At 71.6% G+C, this 13,810-nt stretch carries 14 protein-coding genes and 2 pseudogenes; 9 read left to right on the top strand and 7 right to left on the bottom strand.

Annotation, left to right across the window (positions count from 1 at the left end; all coding sequences use genetic code 11):
- The first annotated feature begins 30 nt into the window (after positions 1-30).
- A complete protein-coding gene (gene smpB, locus ACIG87_RS30970) occupies positions 31-516 on the top strand; it encodes an SsrA-binding protein SmpB (RefSeq protein WP_396855164.1) in 486 nt (161 codons plus the stop codon).
- A gap of 2 nt (positions 517-518) precedes the next feature.
- On the opposite strand, the gene ACIG87_RS30965 is transcribed toward smpB, so the two are convergent.
- Entirely contained in the window at positions 519-1,367 is an 849-nt protein-coding gene (locus ACIG87_RS30965) for a hypothetical protein (RefSeq protein WP_396855163.1), read from the bottom strand.
- 210 nt (positions 1,368-1,577) lie between these two features.
- Here ACIG87_RS30965 and ACIG87_RS30960 point away from each other — a divergent pair, with 210 nt between their 5' ends.
- The gene (locus ACIG87_RS30960) at positions 1,578-2,150 is read left to right on the top strand and encodes a helix-turn-helix domain-containing protein (protein WP_396855162.1); all 573 of its coding nucleotides are present in this window, start codon (positions 1,578-1,580) and stop codon (positions 2,148-2,150) included.
- Entirely contained in the window at positions 2,147-3,412 is a 1,266-nt protein-coding gene (locus tag ACIG87_RS30955) for an MFS transporter (protein WP_396855161.1), read from the top strand. Before ACIG87_RS30960 ends, ACIG87_RS30955 begins: the two co-directional genes overlap by 4 nt.
- A 142-nt stretch (positions 3,413-3,554) precedes the next feature.
- Here ACIG87_RS30955 and ACIG87_RS30950 read toward each other — a convergent pair whose 3' ends face one another.
- Both ACIG87_RS30950 and ACIG87_RS30945 read right to left on the bottom strand, forming a co-directional pair.
- Complete coding sequence (locus tag ACIG87_RS30950) at positions 3,555-3,968, bottom strand: type II toxin-antitoxin system Phd/YefM family antitoxin (RefSeq protein WP_396855160.1); 414 nt, start codon at positions 3,966-3,968, stop codon at positions 3,555-3,557.
- Positions 3,969-4,053: 85 nt separating this feature from the next.
- The gene (locus ACIG87_RS30945) at positions 4,054-5,790 is read right to left on the bottom strand and encodes a M28 family peptidase (RefSeq protein ID WP_396855159.1); all 1,737 of its coding nucleotides are present in this window, start codon (positions 5,788-5,790) and stop codon (positions 4,054-4,056) included.
- A gap of 275 nt (positions 5,791-6,065) precedes the next feature.
- Here ACIG87_RS30945 and ACIG87_RS30940 point away from each other — a divergent pair, with 275 nt between their 5' ends.
- Genes ACIG87_RS30940 through ACIG87_RS30930 form a run of 3 tightly spaced genes read left to right on the top strand, consistent with a single transcriptional unit; the run spans position 6,066 to position 9,555 of the window.
- Entirely contained in the window at positions 6,066-6,590 is a 525-nt protein-coding gene (locus ACIG87_RS30940; protein WP_396855158.1) for a PadR family transcriptional regulator, read from the top strand.
- Complete coding sequence (locus tag ACIG87_RS30935) at positions 6,587-7,267, top strand: ABC transporter ATP-binding protein (protein ID WP_396855157.1); 681 nt, start codon at positions 6,587-6,589, stop codon at positions 7,265-7,267. The genes ACIG87_RS30940 and ACIG87_RS30935 overlap by 4 nt, the downstream gene beginning before the upstream one ends.
- The gene (locus ACIG87_RS30930) at positions 7,264-9,555 is read left to right on the top strand and encodes an FtsX-like permease family protein (RefSeq protein ID WP_396855156.1); all 2,292 of its coding nucleotides are present in this window, start codon (positions 7,264-7,266) and stop codon (positions 9,553-9,555) included. Before ACIG87_RS30935 ends, ACIG87_RS30930 begins: the two co-directional genes overlap by 4 nt.
- Before the next feature lie 50 nt (positions 9,556-9,605).
- On the opposite strand, the gene ACIG87_RS30925 is transcribed toward ACIG87_RS30930, so the two are convergent.
- Entirely contained in the window at positions 9,606-10,067 is a 462-nt protein-coding gene (locus ACIG87_RS30925) for a VOC family protein (protein WP_396855155.1), read from the bottom strand.
- A 109-nt stretch (positions 10,068-10,176) separates the two neighbouring features.
- Between ACIG87_RS30925 and ACIG87_RS30920 the strand changes: the two genes are divergently transcribed.
- Positions 10,177-11,148, top strand: coding sequence for a helix-turn-helix transcriptional regulator (locus tag ACIG87_RS30920; protein WP_396855154.1), 972 nt, complete (start codon positions 10,177-10,179; stop codon positions 11,146-11,148).
- Between the two features lie 127 nt (positions 11,149-11,275).
- Here ACIG87_RS30920 and ACIG87_RS30915 read toward each other — a convergent pair whose 3' ends face one another.
- The 3 genes and pseudogenes from ACIG87_RS30915 to ACIG87_RS30905 all read right to left on the bottom strand — a co-directional run.
- Positions 11,276-11,857, bottom strand: a complete 582-nt coding sequence (locus ACIG87_RS30915) for an HD family hydrolase (RefSeq protein ID WP_396855153.1) — start codon at positions 11,855-11,857, stop codon at positions 11,276-11,278.
- Positions 11,854-12,033 (bottom strand): annotated as a pseudogene (locus ACIG87_RS30910) (transcriptional regulator); the annotation flags it as partial. The gene ACIG87_RS30915 and the pseudogene ACIG87_RS30910, both read right to left, overlap by 4 nt.
- A 181-nt stretch (positions 12,034-12,214) precedes the next feature.
- Positions 12,215-12,319: pseudogene (locus ACIG87_RS30905) on the bottom strand (NUDIX hydrolase); the annotation flags it as partial.
- Positions 12,320-12,530: 211 nt separating this feature from the next.
- Between ACIG87_RS30905 and ACIG87_RS30900 the strand changes: the two are divergent.
- Together ACIG87_RS30900 and ACIG87_RS30895 are read left to right on the top strand one after the other, a co-directional pair.
- Entirely contained in the window at positions 12,531-13,139 is a 609-nt protein-coding gene (locus ACIG87_RS30900; protein WP_396855152.1) for a hypothetical protein, read from the top strand.
- The gene (locus tag ACIG87_RS30895; RefSeq protein WP_396855151.1) at positions 13,139-13,753 is read left to right on the top strand and encodes a hypothetical protein; all 615 of its coding nucleotides are present in this window, start codon (positions 13,139-13,141) and stop codon (positions 13,751-13,753) included. Before ACIG87_RS30900 ends, ACIG87_RS30895 begins: the two co-directional genes overlap by 1 nt.
- Positions 13,754-13,810 lie beyond the last annotated feature (57 nt).

Raw genomic sequence — 13,810 nt, 5'->3', positions numbered from 1 at the left:
GCAGGCAGGTCCGGGTCGGGGGTGGTCGTGGTGTCGCGGGACGCGGAACGCAAGCTCATCGCTGCCAACAAGAAGGCCCGCCACGACTACACCGTCCTCAAGACCTACGAGGCGGGGATCGTGCTGGCCGGCACCGAGGTGAAGTCGCTGCGCGAGGGGCGGGTGTCGCTGGTCGACGCGTTCGCCCAGGAGAGCGACGGCGAGATCCTGCTGTACGGCCTGCACATCGCCGAGTACGGCTACGGCACCTGGACCAACCACCAGCCCCGGCGTACCCGCAAGCTGCTGCTGCGCCGGGTGGAGATCGCCCGGATCCTGGAGAAGCTGCGCGACGGCGGAGTGACCCTGGTGCCCCTGTCGATGTACTTCAGCAACGGCTGGGCCAAGGTGGAGATCGCGCTGGCCCGGGGCCGCCGCTCGTACGACAAGCGGCAGGTCCTCGCCGAACGCGACGCCAACCGGGAGATCGCCCGGGAGTTGGGCCGCCGGCTCAAGGGCCGCCGCCCGGCCGGCTGAGTTCATCCCGGGCCGCCCTCCTCGGCGGTGTTCGCGGTGGCCGGCGCGGTGGCCAGCACCACCGCGGCGGCCACGGTGGTCAGGGTGGCCAGGATCGCCCAGGGCAGCCAGCCGGCCCGTACCCCGTCACCGAGCAGCGCCACCCCGGCCACCGACGGGACGACGATCTCGACCGCCCAGAGCACGGCGGTGACCGGCCCGACCGGCCCGTGTCGCAGCGCGTGCGCGTAGAGGATCGTCCCGGTCACCCCGGAGACGACCAGCCCCCAGGTGACCGGCTCGCGGACCAGGTCCCACCCGGCCGTACCCGGATGGCCCAGCGGGTCGGCCGGCGGGGTGAAGGCTCGGGCGCAGAGTGCGGTGATCCCCCAGGCCACGCCGGCCAGCATGGCGCTGGCCAGGGGTCGGGTCGCCCGCAGGGCGGCGAGCCCGGCGGCGGCGGTCAGCAGCGCCGCGAGGGCCAGCCCGACCCGCAGCGCCGTCGACGCGGCGACCGGCGGTTCCGGGCCGGCGGCCAGCGAGATGACGGTGAGGGCGGCGACGGTGACCAGGATCGCCCCGGTGTCACGACGACGCAGTCGCGCGCCGAGCACGATCCGGGCCGCGACCACGGTGACGGCGAGAGAGCCGGCGGTCACCGACTGGACCGCGTAGACGGGCAGCCGCTGGAGGGCGACCAGCGAGGCGAGCCAGGCCAGCGTGTCGCAGGCCAGGCCGGCGAGGTAGAGCGGGTGACCGAGGGCGCGCAGGGTGCTGGCCCCGCGCCGCGCCCCGACGGCCTGCAGGACCGAGCCGATGCCGTAGCCGAACGCCGCACCCAGCGCGAAGGCCAGCGCCACCCCGGACGTCACCGCCGCCTCCCGGCCCGCCCCGGCGGGCTCGTCACCACCGGCCCGGTCATCGACACCGCCTCCGGCTCCTGGCTCTGACGTCCGGTCGGTCGTCGTTCCCGTCGGATTCTCCCCGCAGCCCGCCCGGCCCGCAGGGTGTCGGGCACGGGCCGCCGGACCAGTTCCACAAGACATCTTGTACGTCATGTCTTGTGCATTTATCGTGGCGGCATGGCGGAGGAACCCAACCTGCACCTGACCGACCCCCGGGCGATGCGCGCGCTGGCCCACCCGACCCGGCTGCGGCTGCTCGGTGAGCTGCGCATCCGGGGCCCGCAGAGCGTCGGCATGCTCAGCGACACCGTCGACGAGGCGGTCGGCTCGGTCAGTTACCACCTGGGCAAGCTGGCCCAGCACGGCTTCGTCGAAGAGGCCCCCGAGCACGCCCGGGACCGCCGCGAACGCTGGTGGCGGGCGACGCACGCCCGGACGTCGTGGGAGCCGGTCGAGATGCTCGACGACCCCGAGCGCCGGGCCGCCTCCGACCTGCTGCGCCGGGCCTTCCTCGACCGGTACGTCCAGCGACTGCGCGGATACCTCGATGCCGAACCGACCCTCGACCCGCAGTGGGTGCGCGGCACCGCCAGCAGCGACTCCTGGCTGCACCTGACCAGCGACGAGCTGATCGAACTGCGGGCCGACCTGGAGGCGCTGGCCGCCCGCTGGCGGGACCGCAGCGACCCGAACCGGCCGGGGGCCGAGACGGTGTCGTTGATGTACCACGCCTTCCGGGACCCGCGGTGACGCCGCCGCGTCGCCGCGCCCCGTTGGTCGGCCTGCTGGTCGGCCACACCGTCTCGCTCACCGGCAACATGCTCACCCTGATCGCGCTGCCGCTCTACGTGCTCGCCGAGACCGGCTCCCCCGCCGCGACCGGCCTGACCGGCGCGGTCGCCACCGCCCCGGTGGTGCTCGGCGGCGCTCTCGGCGGGGTGCTGGTGGACCGGATCGGCTACCGCCGGGCCAGCGTCCTGGCCGATGTGGTGTCCTGCCTGACGGTGGCCGCCGTGCCGGTGCTGGACGCCACCGTCGGCCTGCCCTTCTGGGCGCTGCTCGGGCTGGTCTTCGCCAGCGGGCTGCTCGACACCCCCGGGCAGACCGCCCGCAACGCCCTGCTGCCGGAGGCGGCCACCGCCGCCGGGGTTCCGCTGGAACGGGCCGTCGGCTGGTACGAGGCCACCGAGCGCGGCGCCCGGCTGATCGGCGCACCCGTCGCCGGTCTGCTCGTCACCGCGCTCGGCGCATTGCCGGTGCTGGCCGTGGACGCCGTCACCTTCGCGGTCTCCGCGCTGGCCGTGGCGGTGCTGGTGCCCCGGTCGCTGCGCCCGACCGAGGCCGCCGAGGCGACCAGTGGCGGCTACTGGCACGACCTCGCCGCCGGGGTGCGGTTCCTGGCCCGGGAGCCGCTGCTGCGCGCACTGGTGCTGCTGGTGCTGGTCACCAACTTCTTCGACGCGACGAAGAGCAACGTCCTGCTGCCGGTGGTCGCCGACCGGGAACTCGGCGGGGCCACCGCGTTCGGCCTGCTGGTCGGCGCGATGGGTGGCGGCGCGCTGGTCGGGTCGCTGGCGTTCAGCGTCGTCGGCCACCGGCTGCCCCGCCGGGCCACCTTCGTCACCACCTTCGCCGTCGCCGGCGGGCCGCCCTTCTGGGCGCTGGCCGCCGCGCCGCCGCTGCCCTGGATCGTCGCGGTCTTCGCCGTGTCCGGGTTCGCCGCCGGCGCGATCAACCCGCTGGTCGGCGCGCTGAAGCTGGAACGGGTGCCGGCACACATGCGGGCCCGGGTCTACGGCGTGATCGGGGCGGGCTGCTGGGCCGGCATCCCGCTGGGCGCGCTCGCCGCCGGGGTGGCCGCCGACCGGTTCGGCACCACACCCACCCTGCTCACCGTCGGCGGCTGCTACCTACTGGTGGTGCTCACCCCGCTACTCGGCGGCCCATGGCGCACGATGGACCGCCCAGCCCCCACCGACCAACGACAGATGACCCCGACCCCGGCCGGGTGAGCAGCATCCGGCCAGCGGGGCCTGTTCTCGGTGATCAAGAGGTTTGCGTCAGCTTCGATCTTCAGGTTGACGCAAACCTCTTGATCACCGGGGCGCGGCGGGGAGTGGGCACCGTCTCGGGCGTCGCGGGGCGGTGCGAGGGTCAGGCGCGGCGCAGGTCGGCGTGGGCGGCGCGGAGTCGGTCGACGGCCGGGTCGGTGCCGGGCGGGACGTGTCGGTCCAGTGCGGCCCAGACCTCGGCCAGCGCGTCGGTCACCGCCCGCAGCTCGGCGGCGTGCCGGCGCGCGCCGTGGCGGTGCGACTCCTCCAGCCGGCGGACCCAGCCGGCGGTCACCGTGGCGAGGCGTTCGTCGTCGGCGCGGGCCTGGGCCGCGCTGCGGGCGGCGGAGGCCGGCACGATCGCGGCGACCGGCCGGGGGTCGCCGTCGCGGGTGACCAGGGTGACCGTGTCGGTCAGCTCGGCCATCGCGATCAGCTGGGTCAGCCGGGTGCGCAGCTCGCGCAGCGGCACGGAACGGGGTTGACCACTGTGGTGGGACAGCGCGGGGGCAGCCATGCCACCATGCTGCGACCCGGGTACGACATTTATCACCGTGACGGTCCGGGTGGGGCGGGCGGTCCGCCCGCCCCACCCGGCTCGGTCAGCTGGCCTGCAACGTCACGTCGTCGACGACGAAGCTGGTCTGCAACGAGGAGTCCTCGGTGCCGGTGAACTTCAGGGTCACGGTCTGCCCGGCGTACGCGCCGACGTCGAACGAGCGCAGCACGTAGCCGCTCGCCGCGTTGAGGTTCGAGTACGTGGCCAGGGTGGTCGTGCCGACCTGCACGACAAGCTTGTCGTACGCGACGCTGGTGGTCCGCTCGGTGGTGTCGATGTGCAGGTAGAAGGCGAGCGTGTAGGTCGCGCAGCCGGCCGGCACGGTCACCGACTGGGAGAGCGTGTCGGTGCTGGTGCTGCCGTTGCCGTTCAGCCACGCCTTGTAGGAGCCGGTGCGGGCCGGCTGGCTGGACGAGTTGGTGATGACGCCCGAGGTCGCCGTCCACGGCGTGGTGCCGGACTCGAAGCCGCCGTTGCCGACGACCTGCCCGCCGGCGCAGCTACCGGTGCCGGTCACGGTGAGGCTGTAGCTGGCCGTCCGGGTGGCCGAGCCGGTGCCGGTCACGGTGAGGGTGAAGGTGCCGAGGGTGGCGGTCGACGAGGCGCTGACCGTCATGGTCGCCGAGCCGCCGGAGGTCACCGACGACGGGCTGAACGAGACCGTCACGCCGCTGGGCGCACCGGAGGCCGACAGGGCGACGGTCTGGGCGCTGCCGCTGGTGGTGGCGGTGCTGACCGTGGCGGTGGTGGACGCCCCCCGGACCACGCTGCCGGCGGTCGGGCTCACCGCGACGGAGAAGTCGTTGGTCGGGGTGCCGCCGCCGACCGCGAGGTCCCAGATGGCGTACGCGACGCCGTCGGCGCTGCGGTTGAGCCCGGTGGCGTTGATGTTGCTGGTGGTGTCGCAGGACGAGTGGTAGCACGGGTCGTACGCGGAGTTGGCGGTGCCGCCCCACTTGCTGGCCTGCGCGCTGGTCTTGCGGGCGCTGGCCCCCATCGCGTACCCGGAGGTGGGGATGCTGGCCTGCTGGAACGAGTAGTCGTCGGAGCGACCCTGACCCTCGGTGTTCTCCTCCGGCGACAGCCCGAGGGAGTCCCAGTACGCCTTCAGCGGCGCGGCCGTGTCGGAGGTGACCCGGTTGATGAAGTAGCCGCCGTTGGTCGAGGCGACCATGTCGAAGTTGTAGTACCCCTTGATGTAGCCCTTCTGGGCGGTGGTCAGCGAGTTGACGTAGAACTTCGAGCCCTGCAGGCCCTGCTCCTCGCCGTTCCACCAGGCGAACCGGACCCGCTTGGTCATGGTCGGGTTCTGCTGGGCCAGCACCAGGGCGTTCTCCAGCAGCACCGCCGAGCCGGAGCCGTTGTCGTTGATGCCCGGCCCGGCGGCGACGCCGTCCAGGTGGGAGCCGAACATGACGACCTGGTCGCTCGGGCCCTGCGGCCACTCGGCGATCACGTTGTTGCCCTGGTAGGTGCAGCTGGTGCAGGTCTGCTCGGTGACCGTGTAGCCGGCGGCCTGGAGCTTGGACTTCACGTAGCTGACCGAGGCGGTGTAGCCGGCCGAGCCGGCCCGCCGGTTGCCGCCGTTGCTGGTGGCGATGCTCTGGAACTGGGCCAGGTGCGCCTGGACGTTGGTGACCGAGACGTCCGGCGCGGCCAGGGCCGCGACGGCCGGCGCGGCGGTGGCCGGCCGGGCGGTCGGGGCGGCCGAGGCCGGCGGCGCGGCCAGGGCGAGCGTCACCGCGGTGACGGCGGCGAGCGCGAGGGTTCTGCGCTTCATGCGAGCTCCTCATGAGGTCAGCGGGGCATGCGCCCGGACGTCACCGTCCCGTCTGTCGGGGTCGACTGGGGGTGGACGGGAGCCCCGCGACCCGGGGGTGGGGTCGCGGCGGAAACGCCGGGGAAAGAAACACTGACATGTATCAATCTCGTGGTCAATCAGCCGGACGGTGTCACATTCGCGGACTGCCGCGAGGAGGGCCCCGCCGGACCCGCTCCACCGGTAGCCGCGACGCGTACACATGGCGGGTATACGCGGTGTGTATAGTGCTCCGCATGTCCATCGGTCAGACCTTCCTCGGCCTGCTTGAGGCGAGCCCCCGGCACGGCTACGACATCAAACGACGCTACGACGAGCACTTCGGCCACTCCCGCCCGGTCGCCTACGGCCAGGTGTACGCGACCCTGTCCCGGCTGCTGCGCGGCGGCCTCGTCGAGGTGGAGGCGGTCGAGCCCGGGGAAGGTCCGGAGCGCAAGCGGTACGCCATCACCGAGGCCGGCGTCGCCGACGTGAACCAGTGGCTGGCCCGCCCGGAGCAGCCCGAGCCCTACCTGCAGAGCGTCCTCTACACGAAGGTGGTGCTCGCTCTGCTCACCGGGCGCGGCGCGGCCGAACTGCTCGACGTGCAGCGCACCGAGCACCTGCGGCTGATGCGGGAGCTGACCCGACGCAAGCGCGACGGTGACCTCGCCGAGCAGCTGATCTGCGACCACGCCCTGTTCCACCTGGAGGCCGACCTGCGCTGGCTGGAGCTGACCACCGTCCGCCTCGACGAGCTGGCCGCGCAGGTGCGCCGGTGAGCGCCCCGCTGCTGGTCGCCGAGGGCCTGCACCGCCGCTTCGGTGAGACGGTGGCGCTGGTCGACGCCTCGCTGCGGATCGACGAGGGCGAGGTGGTCGCCGTGCTCGGGTCGTCCGGCTCCGGCAAGTCCACCCTGCTGCACTGCCTGGCCGGGATCGTCCGCCCCGACCGGGGCGTGGTCGCCTTCGCCGGGCAGGACCTGGCGACACTGACCGACGCCCGCCGCAGCGCCCTGCGTCGGGAGGCCTTCGGGTTCGTCTTCCAGTTCGGCCAGCTGGTGCCCGAGTTGACCTGTCTGGAGAACGTCGCCCTGCCGCTGCGGCTGGCCCGCGTTCCCCGCCGCGAGGCCGAACAGCGCGCCGGGCAGTGGCTGGAGCGGCTGGAGGTGACCGAGGTGGCCGGCAAGCGGCCCGGCGAGGTCTCCGGCGGGCAGGGGCAGCGCGTCGCGGTGGCGCGGGCCCTGGTCACCCGGCCCCGGGTGATCTTCGCCGACGAGCCGACCGGCGCGCTGGACTCGCTCAACGGCGAACGGGTGATGCGGTTGCTCACCGAGGCCGCCCGGGAGACCGGGGCGGCGGTGGTGCTGGTGACCCACGAGGCGCGGGTGGCGGCGTACTCCGACCGGGAGGTCGTGGTGCGCGACGGGCGTACCCGGAACCTGGAGGTCGTGGCGTGACCGGCCGGCGGCCCGGCCGGGATGCGCTGGCCGACCTGGCAATGGGTGCCCGGATGGCGGTCACCGGCGGCCGGGAGGGCTGGATCCGGGCCCTGCTCACCGCCGTCGGTGTCGGTATCGGGGTGGCCATGCTGCTGCTCGCCGCCGCCGTGCCCGGCGCGCTCGACGCCCGGCAGGCGCGCGGCGACGCCCGCGACGACCTGCGGCTAGGCGAGCAGGTCGCGGCCGGTCCCGGCACCCTGCTGGTCCACCCGGTGGACACCGAGTTCCGGGGGCGGCCGGTCCGGGGCCGGCTGGTGCGGCCGGAAGGCCCTGCCGCACCCGTCCCGCCGGGATTGACCGCCCTGCCCGGCCCCGGTGAGGTGGTCGTCTCCCCCGCCCTGCGCCGGCTGCTCGACTCCCCCGCCGGCCCGCTGTTCGCGCCCCGCCTGGGCGGTGCCCGGGTCACCGCGACGATCGCCGACGAGGGCCTCGCCGGCCCCAACGAACTGGCCTACTACCAGGGCGACGACCGGCTGACCGAGGAGCGCGGGGCGACCCGGCTGAACGCGTTCGGCGGCGGGCTGCCCGGCGACGGTCTGGGTCCGGTGCTGATGCTGCTGGTGGCGGTCATCTTCGTGGTGCTGCTGCTGCCCATCGCGGTGTTCCTCGGTTCGGCCGTGCGCTACGGCGGTGAACGACGCGACCGCCGGCTCGCCGCGCTGCGGCTGGTCGGCGCGGACACCACCATGGTCCGGCGGATCGCCGCCGGAGAGGCCGCCGCCGGCGCCCTGCTCGGGGTCGCCGTCGGCATCGGCTTCCTGCTCGCCGGCCGCCAACTCGTCCCGCTGGTCACCCTCTACAACATCAGTGTGTACGCCTCAGACATCCGGCCCCCCGCCGCGCTGCTGCTGGCCGTCGTGCTGGCCGTGCCGGCGCTGGCCGTACTGGTGGCGATGCTGGCGCTGCGCGCGGTGGTGGTCGAGCCGCTCGGGGTGACCCGGCGCGGCACCCCGGTCCGCCGCCGGCTCTGGTGGCGGCTGCTGCTACCCGCCGCCGGCCTGGCCCTGCTGCTACCCCTGGCCGGCCTGCGCGACCGCGACGGCGGGGTCACCCGGTGGCTGGTGCCGGTCGGGGCGGTGCTGCTGCTGATCGGCACGGTCACCCTGCTGCCCTGGCTGACCGACCTGCTGGTCCGGCGGCTGCGCGGCGGCCCGGTGTCCTGGCAGCTGGCCGTACGCCGGGTGCAGCTCGACAGTGCCACCTCCGCCCGGCTGGTCAACGGCATCGCGGTCGCCGTCGCCGGCACCATCGGCCTACAGATGCTCTTCGCCGGGATCGCCGGGGACTTCACCACCGCCAGCGGGCAGGACACCACCCGGGCGCAGGTGCAGGTTCAGTTCCACGACCAGCCCGACCTGGCCGGGGTGCTGCGGCAGCTCGGCGGGGCCGCCGGGGTGACCGCCGCGACCGGCACCCTCACCACCATGGCCACCGTCGGCACGGCGGACGGCCAACCGGTGCAGATCCGGATCGGCGACTGTGCCGCGCTGGCCGAGTTCGCCCACCTCGACGGGTGCGCCGACGGGGACACCTTCTTGGTGTCCGATCCGAACGACCCGGTCGTCGTCCCCACCGGAGCGATGCTGGTCGTCGAGGGCGGATCCCGGTGGCGGCTGCCCACGGCGGCCCGTGCCGCAGAGTCCCGGCTCGACCCGGCCGGCTGGAGCCAGAGCGGGGTGCTGGCCACCCCGGCCGCCGTCGCCGGGCGGGCGCTCGGTCCGCTGCACTCGACCGTCTTCCTCAAGCTGGACCCGGCCGCGGCCGACGCGGTCGAACACGTCCGCAACGCCACCGCCGCGATCGACCTGACCACGCCCGTCTCCGTGCTGTCCTCGACCATCGAGTCACCCCGGTTCGCCGACATCCGGCGCGGCCTCGCCATCGGCGCGGTCGTCACCCTGCTGCTGATCGCCACCAGCATGCTGGTCGGCACGCTGGAGCAGCTCCGGGAACGCCGCCGACTGCTGGCCATGCTGGTGGCAGTGGGCACCCGACGCAGCACCCTCGGCTGGTCCGTGCTGTGGCAGACCGCCCTGCCGGTCGGGGTCGGACTGACGTTGGCCGTCGCCTTCGGGCTCGGCCTGGGCGCGGCCCTGCTGCGGATGGTGCAGGCCCCGGTCACGGTCGCCTGGCCCGTGGTCGGCTTCTCCGTCGGGCTGGGCGCGGTGACCGTCCTGGCGGTCACCGGGCTGAGCCTGCCCCTGCTGTGGCGACTCACCCGCGCCGACGGGCTACGCACCGAATGACCGACCGGTCCGGGTCGGCGACGTCGCCGACCCGGACCGGATCAGGGCGGTCAGCCGGCGTACGGGGTGGCCACGTCGAGGATCCAGGTGACGCCGAACCGGTCGGTGAGCATGCCGAAGCCCGGTGCCCACGGCGAGGGTCCGTACTTCTCGATCAGGTCGGCACCGTCGGCAAGCCTGTCCCACAGCGCGCCGACCTCCTCGGCGGTGTCACCACGGACGGAGACGAAGAACCGCTCACCGGTCAACGTCATCCCGTTCTCGCGGGTGGTGGCAGCCGGCATGGCGGCGACGGGTGCCTGGCTGGGCACGTCGTAGGCCATGATCGCGAAGCCGTTGTCGGCCGTCACCTGGCCGAAGACGACCTTGTCGGCATCCGGCAACTCCTTCGGCATCCCGAGGTCGCCGTAGGTGGCGACCGTGCAGCGACCGCCGAACACGGACTGGTAGAACTCCAGCGCCGCGCGGGCGTCACCCCGGAAGTTGAGGTGGGTGGTGGCGGAGATGGCCATGGTCGACTCCTTGTTGACGGGTCCTTGCACCCGGTGAGGGCTGGTCGGGAGCAAGATTCGCAGCAGTAGGTGACAGGATGTGTCACCTACTGCTGGCAGAATCGGGCTCATGCCGACCACGTCCGCCCGACTGCTCGCCCTGCTGTCGCTGTTGCAGACCCGGCGGGACTGGTCCGGCGGCGTGCTGGCCGAGCGCCTGGGCATCAGCCTGCGGACCGTGCGCCGCGACATCGACCGGCTCCGTGAACTCGGCTACCCCATCGCCGCCACCAAGGGCCCCGACGGTGGTTACCGGCTCAGCGCCGGCACCGAACTGCCCCCGCTGCTGTTCGACGACGAACAGGCGGTCGCCCTCACCGTCGCGCTACAGGTCGCGGCGACCAGCACCACCGGCGGCCTCGCCGACGCCGCCGCGCGGGCGCTGCACACCATCCGCCAGGTGCTGCCCGCCCGGCTACGGCACCGCATCGAGGCGCTCAGCGTCACCGCCGTCGAGCGGCCCACCACCCAGCTGGCCGCACCGGTCGACGGCGGGGTGCTCCTGGCGATCAGCGCCGCCGCACACGCCCACGAAATCCTGCGGTTTGACTACGGGTCCGACAGCACGGACGGACCCGCGCGACGCGCCGAACCCCATCACGTCATCACCTGGGACGGTCGCTGGTACCTCGTCGCCTGGGATCTCGACCGGGCAGGCTGGCGAACCTTCCGCGCCGACCGGATCACCCTGCGCCCGCCCCACGGGCCACGCTTCACCCCGAGGCCCCTGCCCGGAGGAGACGTCGCCGCGTACGTCAACTCGGTCTTCCGGGGATCGGGCGGCACCTCGGCGGACTGGCCCTGCCTGGGCACGGTGATCCTCGACCTACCGGCGGCGACCGTGGCCCGCTACACCCGCGACGGCCTCGTCGAGGAGATCGACCCCGGCCGCTGCCGGCTCACCCTCGGGTCCTGGTCCTGGCCCAGCCTCGCCGCCACCATCGCCCGGTACGACGCCGACATCACCGTCGTCGGCCCGGACGCACTCACCGACGCCTTCGCCCTGCTGGCCCGCCGGTTCACCCGTACCGCCACCGGTTGAGTCGCCGCCGCAGCCCGACCGGGCGTCAGCCAGTTGTCGCCGGCACCCTGAGGGGACGTCTCGAACGCGCCAGGCTGTGGGAGCGGCGGACCGTAGGCGACCGCCGGAGGCACCTAGTGCCTGGTGGCTATGCCGGTGGTGGAGGAGGGGTGAGCCAGGCGAGGGGTTGTCCGGTGAGGGCAGCGTCGGCGAGGCGGTGGGCGCTGGTGGTCTTGAGTGCCGTGCGTGAGCTGTCGATCCAGCGCTGGACGTTGTCGATGCCCTGGTGGCGGTATTCGACTGCTTGGACGAGGCATTCGAGCTTGTCGGCGTCGCGGGCGACGACGGCCTCTGGTGTCTCGCCCGCTTCGTACTCGGCGACGGCGGCGTTGATGAGGTCGGCGACGGCCGGCGGGCAGGCGGCGACCTGGTCGGCCGTGACGGTGGTGTTGGGTGCGGCGGTCAGGTAGCGCCTGGCAATGTGCGGGATGTCGGTGATCCGGGTTTCCTGGGTGTCGTGCAGGACACACAGCATCGACACCCGGGCCGGGTCGGCACCTTCCATAGCAGCGAGCATCATCCCGATCAGCGCGGTCCGGAACGAGTGGTCGGCGATGGACTCGGGGTGCTTGATGCCGGCGAACCACCAACCGGTGCGGGCGGCGCGTTTGAGTACGCCGGCCTCGAAGATGAAGCTCATAGCTCCGGCGGCGTCGTGGTCGTCGTTCATCTGCCCGTCCCTGTGCCGGTGACTCCGTCTACTCGCAGGCTGTAGACGATAGAGGCTAGTTCCTGCCGGGACTGTGCAGAGATGCGGCCGCTGTCCAGGAGCCGGGTACTGCGCTTGAGGAGCGCGCGGCCCTCAGCGGGATTGTCGAGGGTGAGGCCGCGTCGTACAGCGCGGAGACACGACGCACGATGTGATGCCGATGCTCCAACAGTTCGTCGTTGACGCTCGGCGTTACCTCGACATCCTGATGCCTGGGCTGGCCGCACCCGATGAAATCGATGAAACGGAGTGGTCGCCAATGGATGTAGGCCCTCCACCTCCGGCGTAATCTAGGGCGAGCGTTGGCTGGGTGAGGCAGCCAGAGGGCAGCGGAAGCAACAGCCGCGCCCGACGGGTGTCGTCCACCACCCGCTCGCCGTGGATAGTCCACCGGGTCAACTCCGTCACCTGCTTCTCCACCACCCTGGCAGTATCCGCACCGAACCCCTACCACGCGCCAAAGGCAACCCTTCATGGGCGCGCTGCCTGGACCGCCGCTCGGACGAACACCCAACACCGGCTCCCCCGTCGGGGATCCCGCCAGGGCAAGCGGACCTTTTCGCCAGCCAGCCGACGGGGTTCATGTGGATCTCCGGTCCTGTTGCTGTCCGTGTGGGTGATATACCCTGCTGTGATGGTGGCGGGCGAGCTGCGGCAGCAGACCGGTAGCATTGGCGTAGATAGAGCTAAGCGGTGGCTAAACTACTCGACTCGCGTTGCGTCGATTTACACAAACACTGACAAGGTGCTTAAAGACCTGCTGCATTTTCAGTGGCCCCACGGCGGTCAAGGCTTTAGCTTTGACCTAGGGGGGAAGTTGCGTGGCGGCGATCTGCACGACAAGTCATTCATGGCAGAAGTCAAGGCATATCGCTACGAGATGGACTCGGCCACAGAGTACCGGAAATTCATCGCCGAATGCTACGTGGCATTACAAGATAAGCCCGACCGATGCGATAATCTGATCTGGCTGTCGTGGGCTCCCTTCCAGGCGCAAAGCTGGCATAAGCATCGAAGTCCGGAGTCCATCAAGAAGCACCTCCTTCACGCCGACAACACCTTTCGGGTCTTTGGGACAGAGGCGCCCGACGAAGCGCAAGGGAAACTAGACACGCAAGTAGTGTACGAACTAACCAATCGCTTGTGGCTGTTGACCCTCTGCGACGAGCAGGAGGGTCTAGTAATCACGAGCGACCACTACCAGCGGCTTACGGCGTTTATGGGCATCGGGGAGGAGTCGTAATGAACGGCGAATTCAGTGCGGCTCTGCGTCATGCGCTGGATTTCGACACCCCGGACCGGCGTATCGACTCCTTAAAGACCAGCGTGAGCAACTTCCTGCGATCCGGCGACCCGTCTGCCCGAGTCAGGAAAACCGAGTACTTCAACCACACTTTCGCGCCAGACCTAGTGCTAACCTGGCCGGAAGAGAACCGGGAAAGACTTGTCTTCCTGCGCACCGATCCGAACCCAGAATGGCTAGCAGCCGACCTAAAGATCATCGCACCCAGCCACCCGATCATGCTCACTCTGGACGACTTCGGATCGGAAGATGATTCAGCCTCTAACGAGCGCTTGGCGATGGCCGCGAAAGAGGCTCGGGCCCTAATTACGGATCCAGATGCGATCGAGGAGTTCACATCCCCTCGCGTCCCGATTACTTCGGTACTCACGAACGCCGTCATCCGTGGTGGCATAGGCATAGTTGATGAGCAAGCAGCGAGGGGTGCGACCGAGTCAGCAATTGCTGGGTTCCTCGCTGCAGAGCACTTGGAGGCGGAGCCGATCAGGACGGCGCTCATAGCGGCCGAAGGCATGTTAGTACTCCAACGTCACCTGGCCTGTCTGCGCTGGTAGTGGGATCGTCGGGCTCGGGCTTGGGATGTTCGCCGCCAGTACGACCAGTGCAGGATG

It is taken from the genome of Micromonospora sp. NPDC051925 (genome assembly GCF_044548625.1).
Classification (GTDB): domain Bacteria; phylum Actinomycetota; class Actinomycetes; order Mycobacteriales; family Micromonosporaceae; genus Micromonospora.
This window is presented reverse-complemented; position numbering and strand designations above follow the sequence as displayed.

Bases quoted from the DNA above. Each gene is read 5' to 3' on its own strand.
- ACIG87_RS30960 (WP_396855162.1), top strand. From the start codon at position 1,578: ATGGCGGAGGAACCCAACCTGCACCTGACCGACCCCCGGGCGATGCGC.
- ACIG87_RS30945 (WP_396855159.1), bottom strand. From the start codon at position 5,790: ATGAAGCGCAGAACCCTCGCGCTCGCCGCCGTCACCGCGGTGACGCTC.
- ACIG87_RS30900 (WP_396855152.1), top strand. From the start codon at position 12,531: ATGGTGGCGGGCGAGCTGCGGCAGCAGACCGGTAGCATTGGCGTAGAT.
- ACIG87_RS30950 (WP_396855160.1), bottom strand. From the start codon at position 3,968: ATGGCTGCCCCCGCGCTGTCCCACCACAGTGGTCAACCCCGTTCCGTG.
- ACIG87_RS30940 (WP_396855158.1), top strand. From the start codon at position 6,066: ATGTCCATCGGTCAGACCTTCCTCGGCCTGCTTGAGGCGAGCCCCCGG.
- ACIG87_RS30915 (WP_396855153.1), bottom strand. From the start codon at position 11,857: ATGAACGACGACCACGACGCCGCCGGAGCTATGAGCTTCATCTTCGAG.
- ACIG87_RS30920 (WP_396855154.1), top strand. From the start codon at position 10,177: ATGCCGACCACGTCCGCCCGACTGCTCGCCCTGCTGTCGCTGTTGCAG.
- ACIG87_RS30895 (WP_396855151.1), top strand. From the start codon at position 13,139: ATGAACGGCGAATTCAGTGCGGCTCTGCGTCATGCGCTGGATTTCGAC.
- ACIG87_RS30925 (WP_396855155.1), bottom strand. From the start codon at position 10,067: ATGGCCATCTCCGCCACCACCCACCTCAACTTCCGGGGTGACGCCCGC.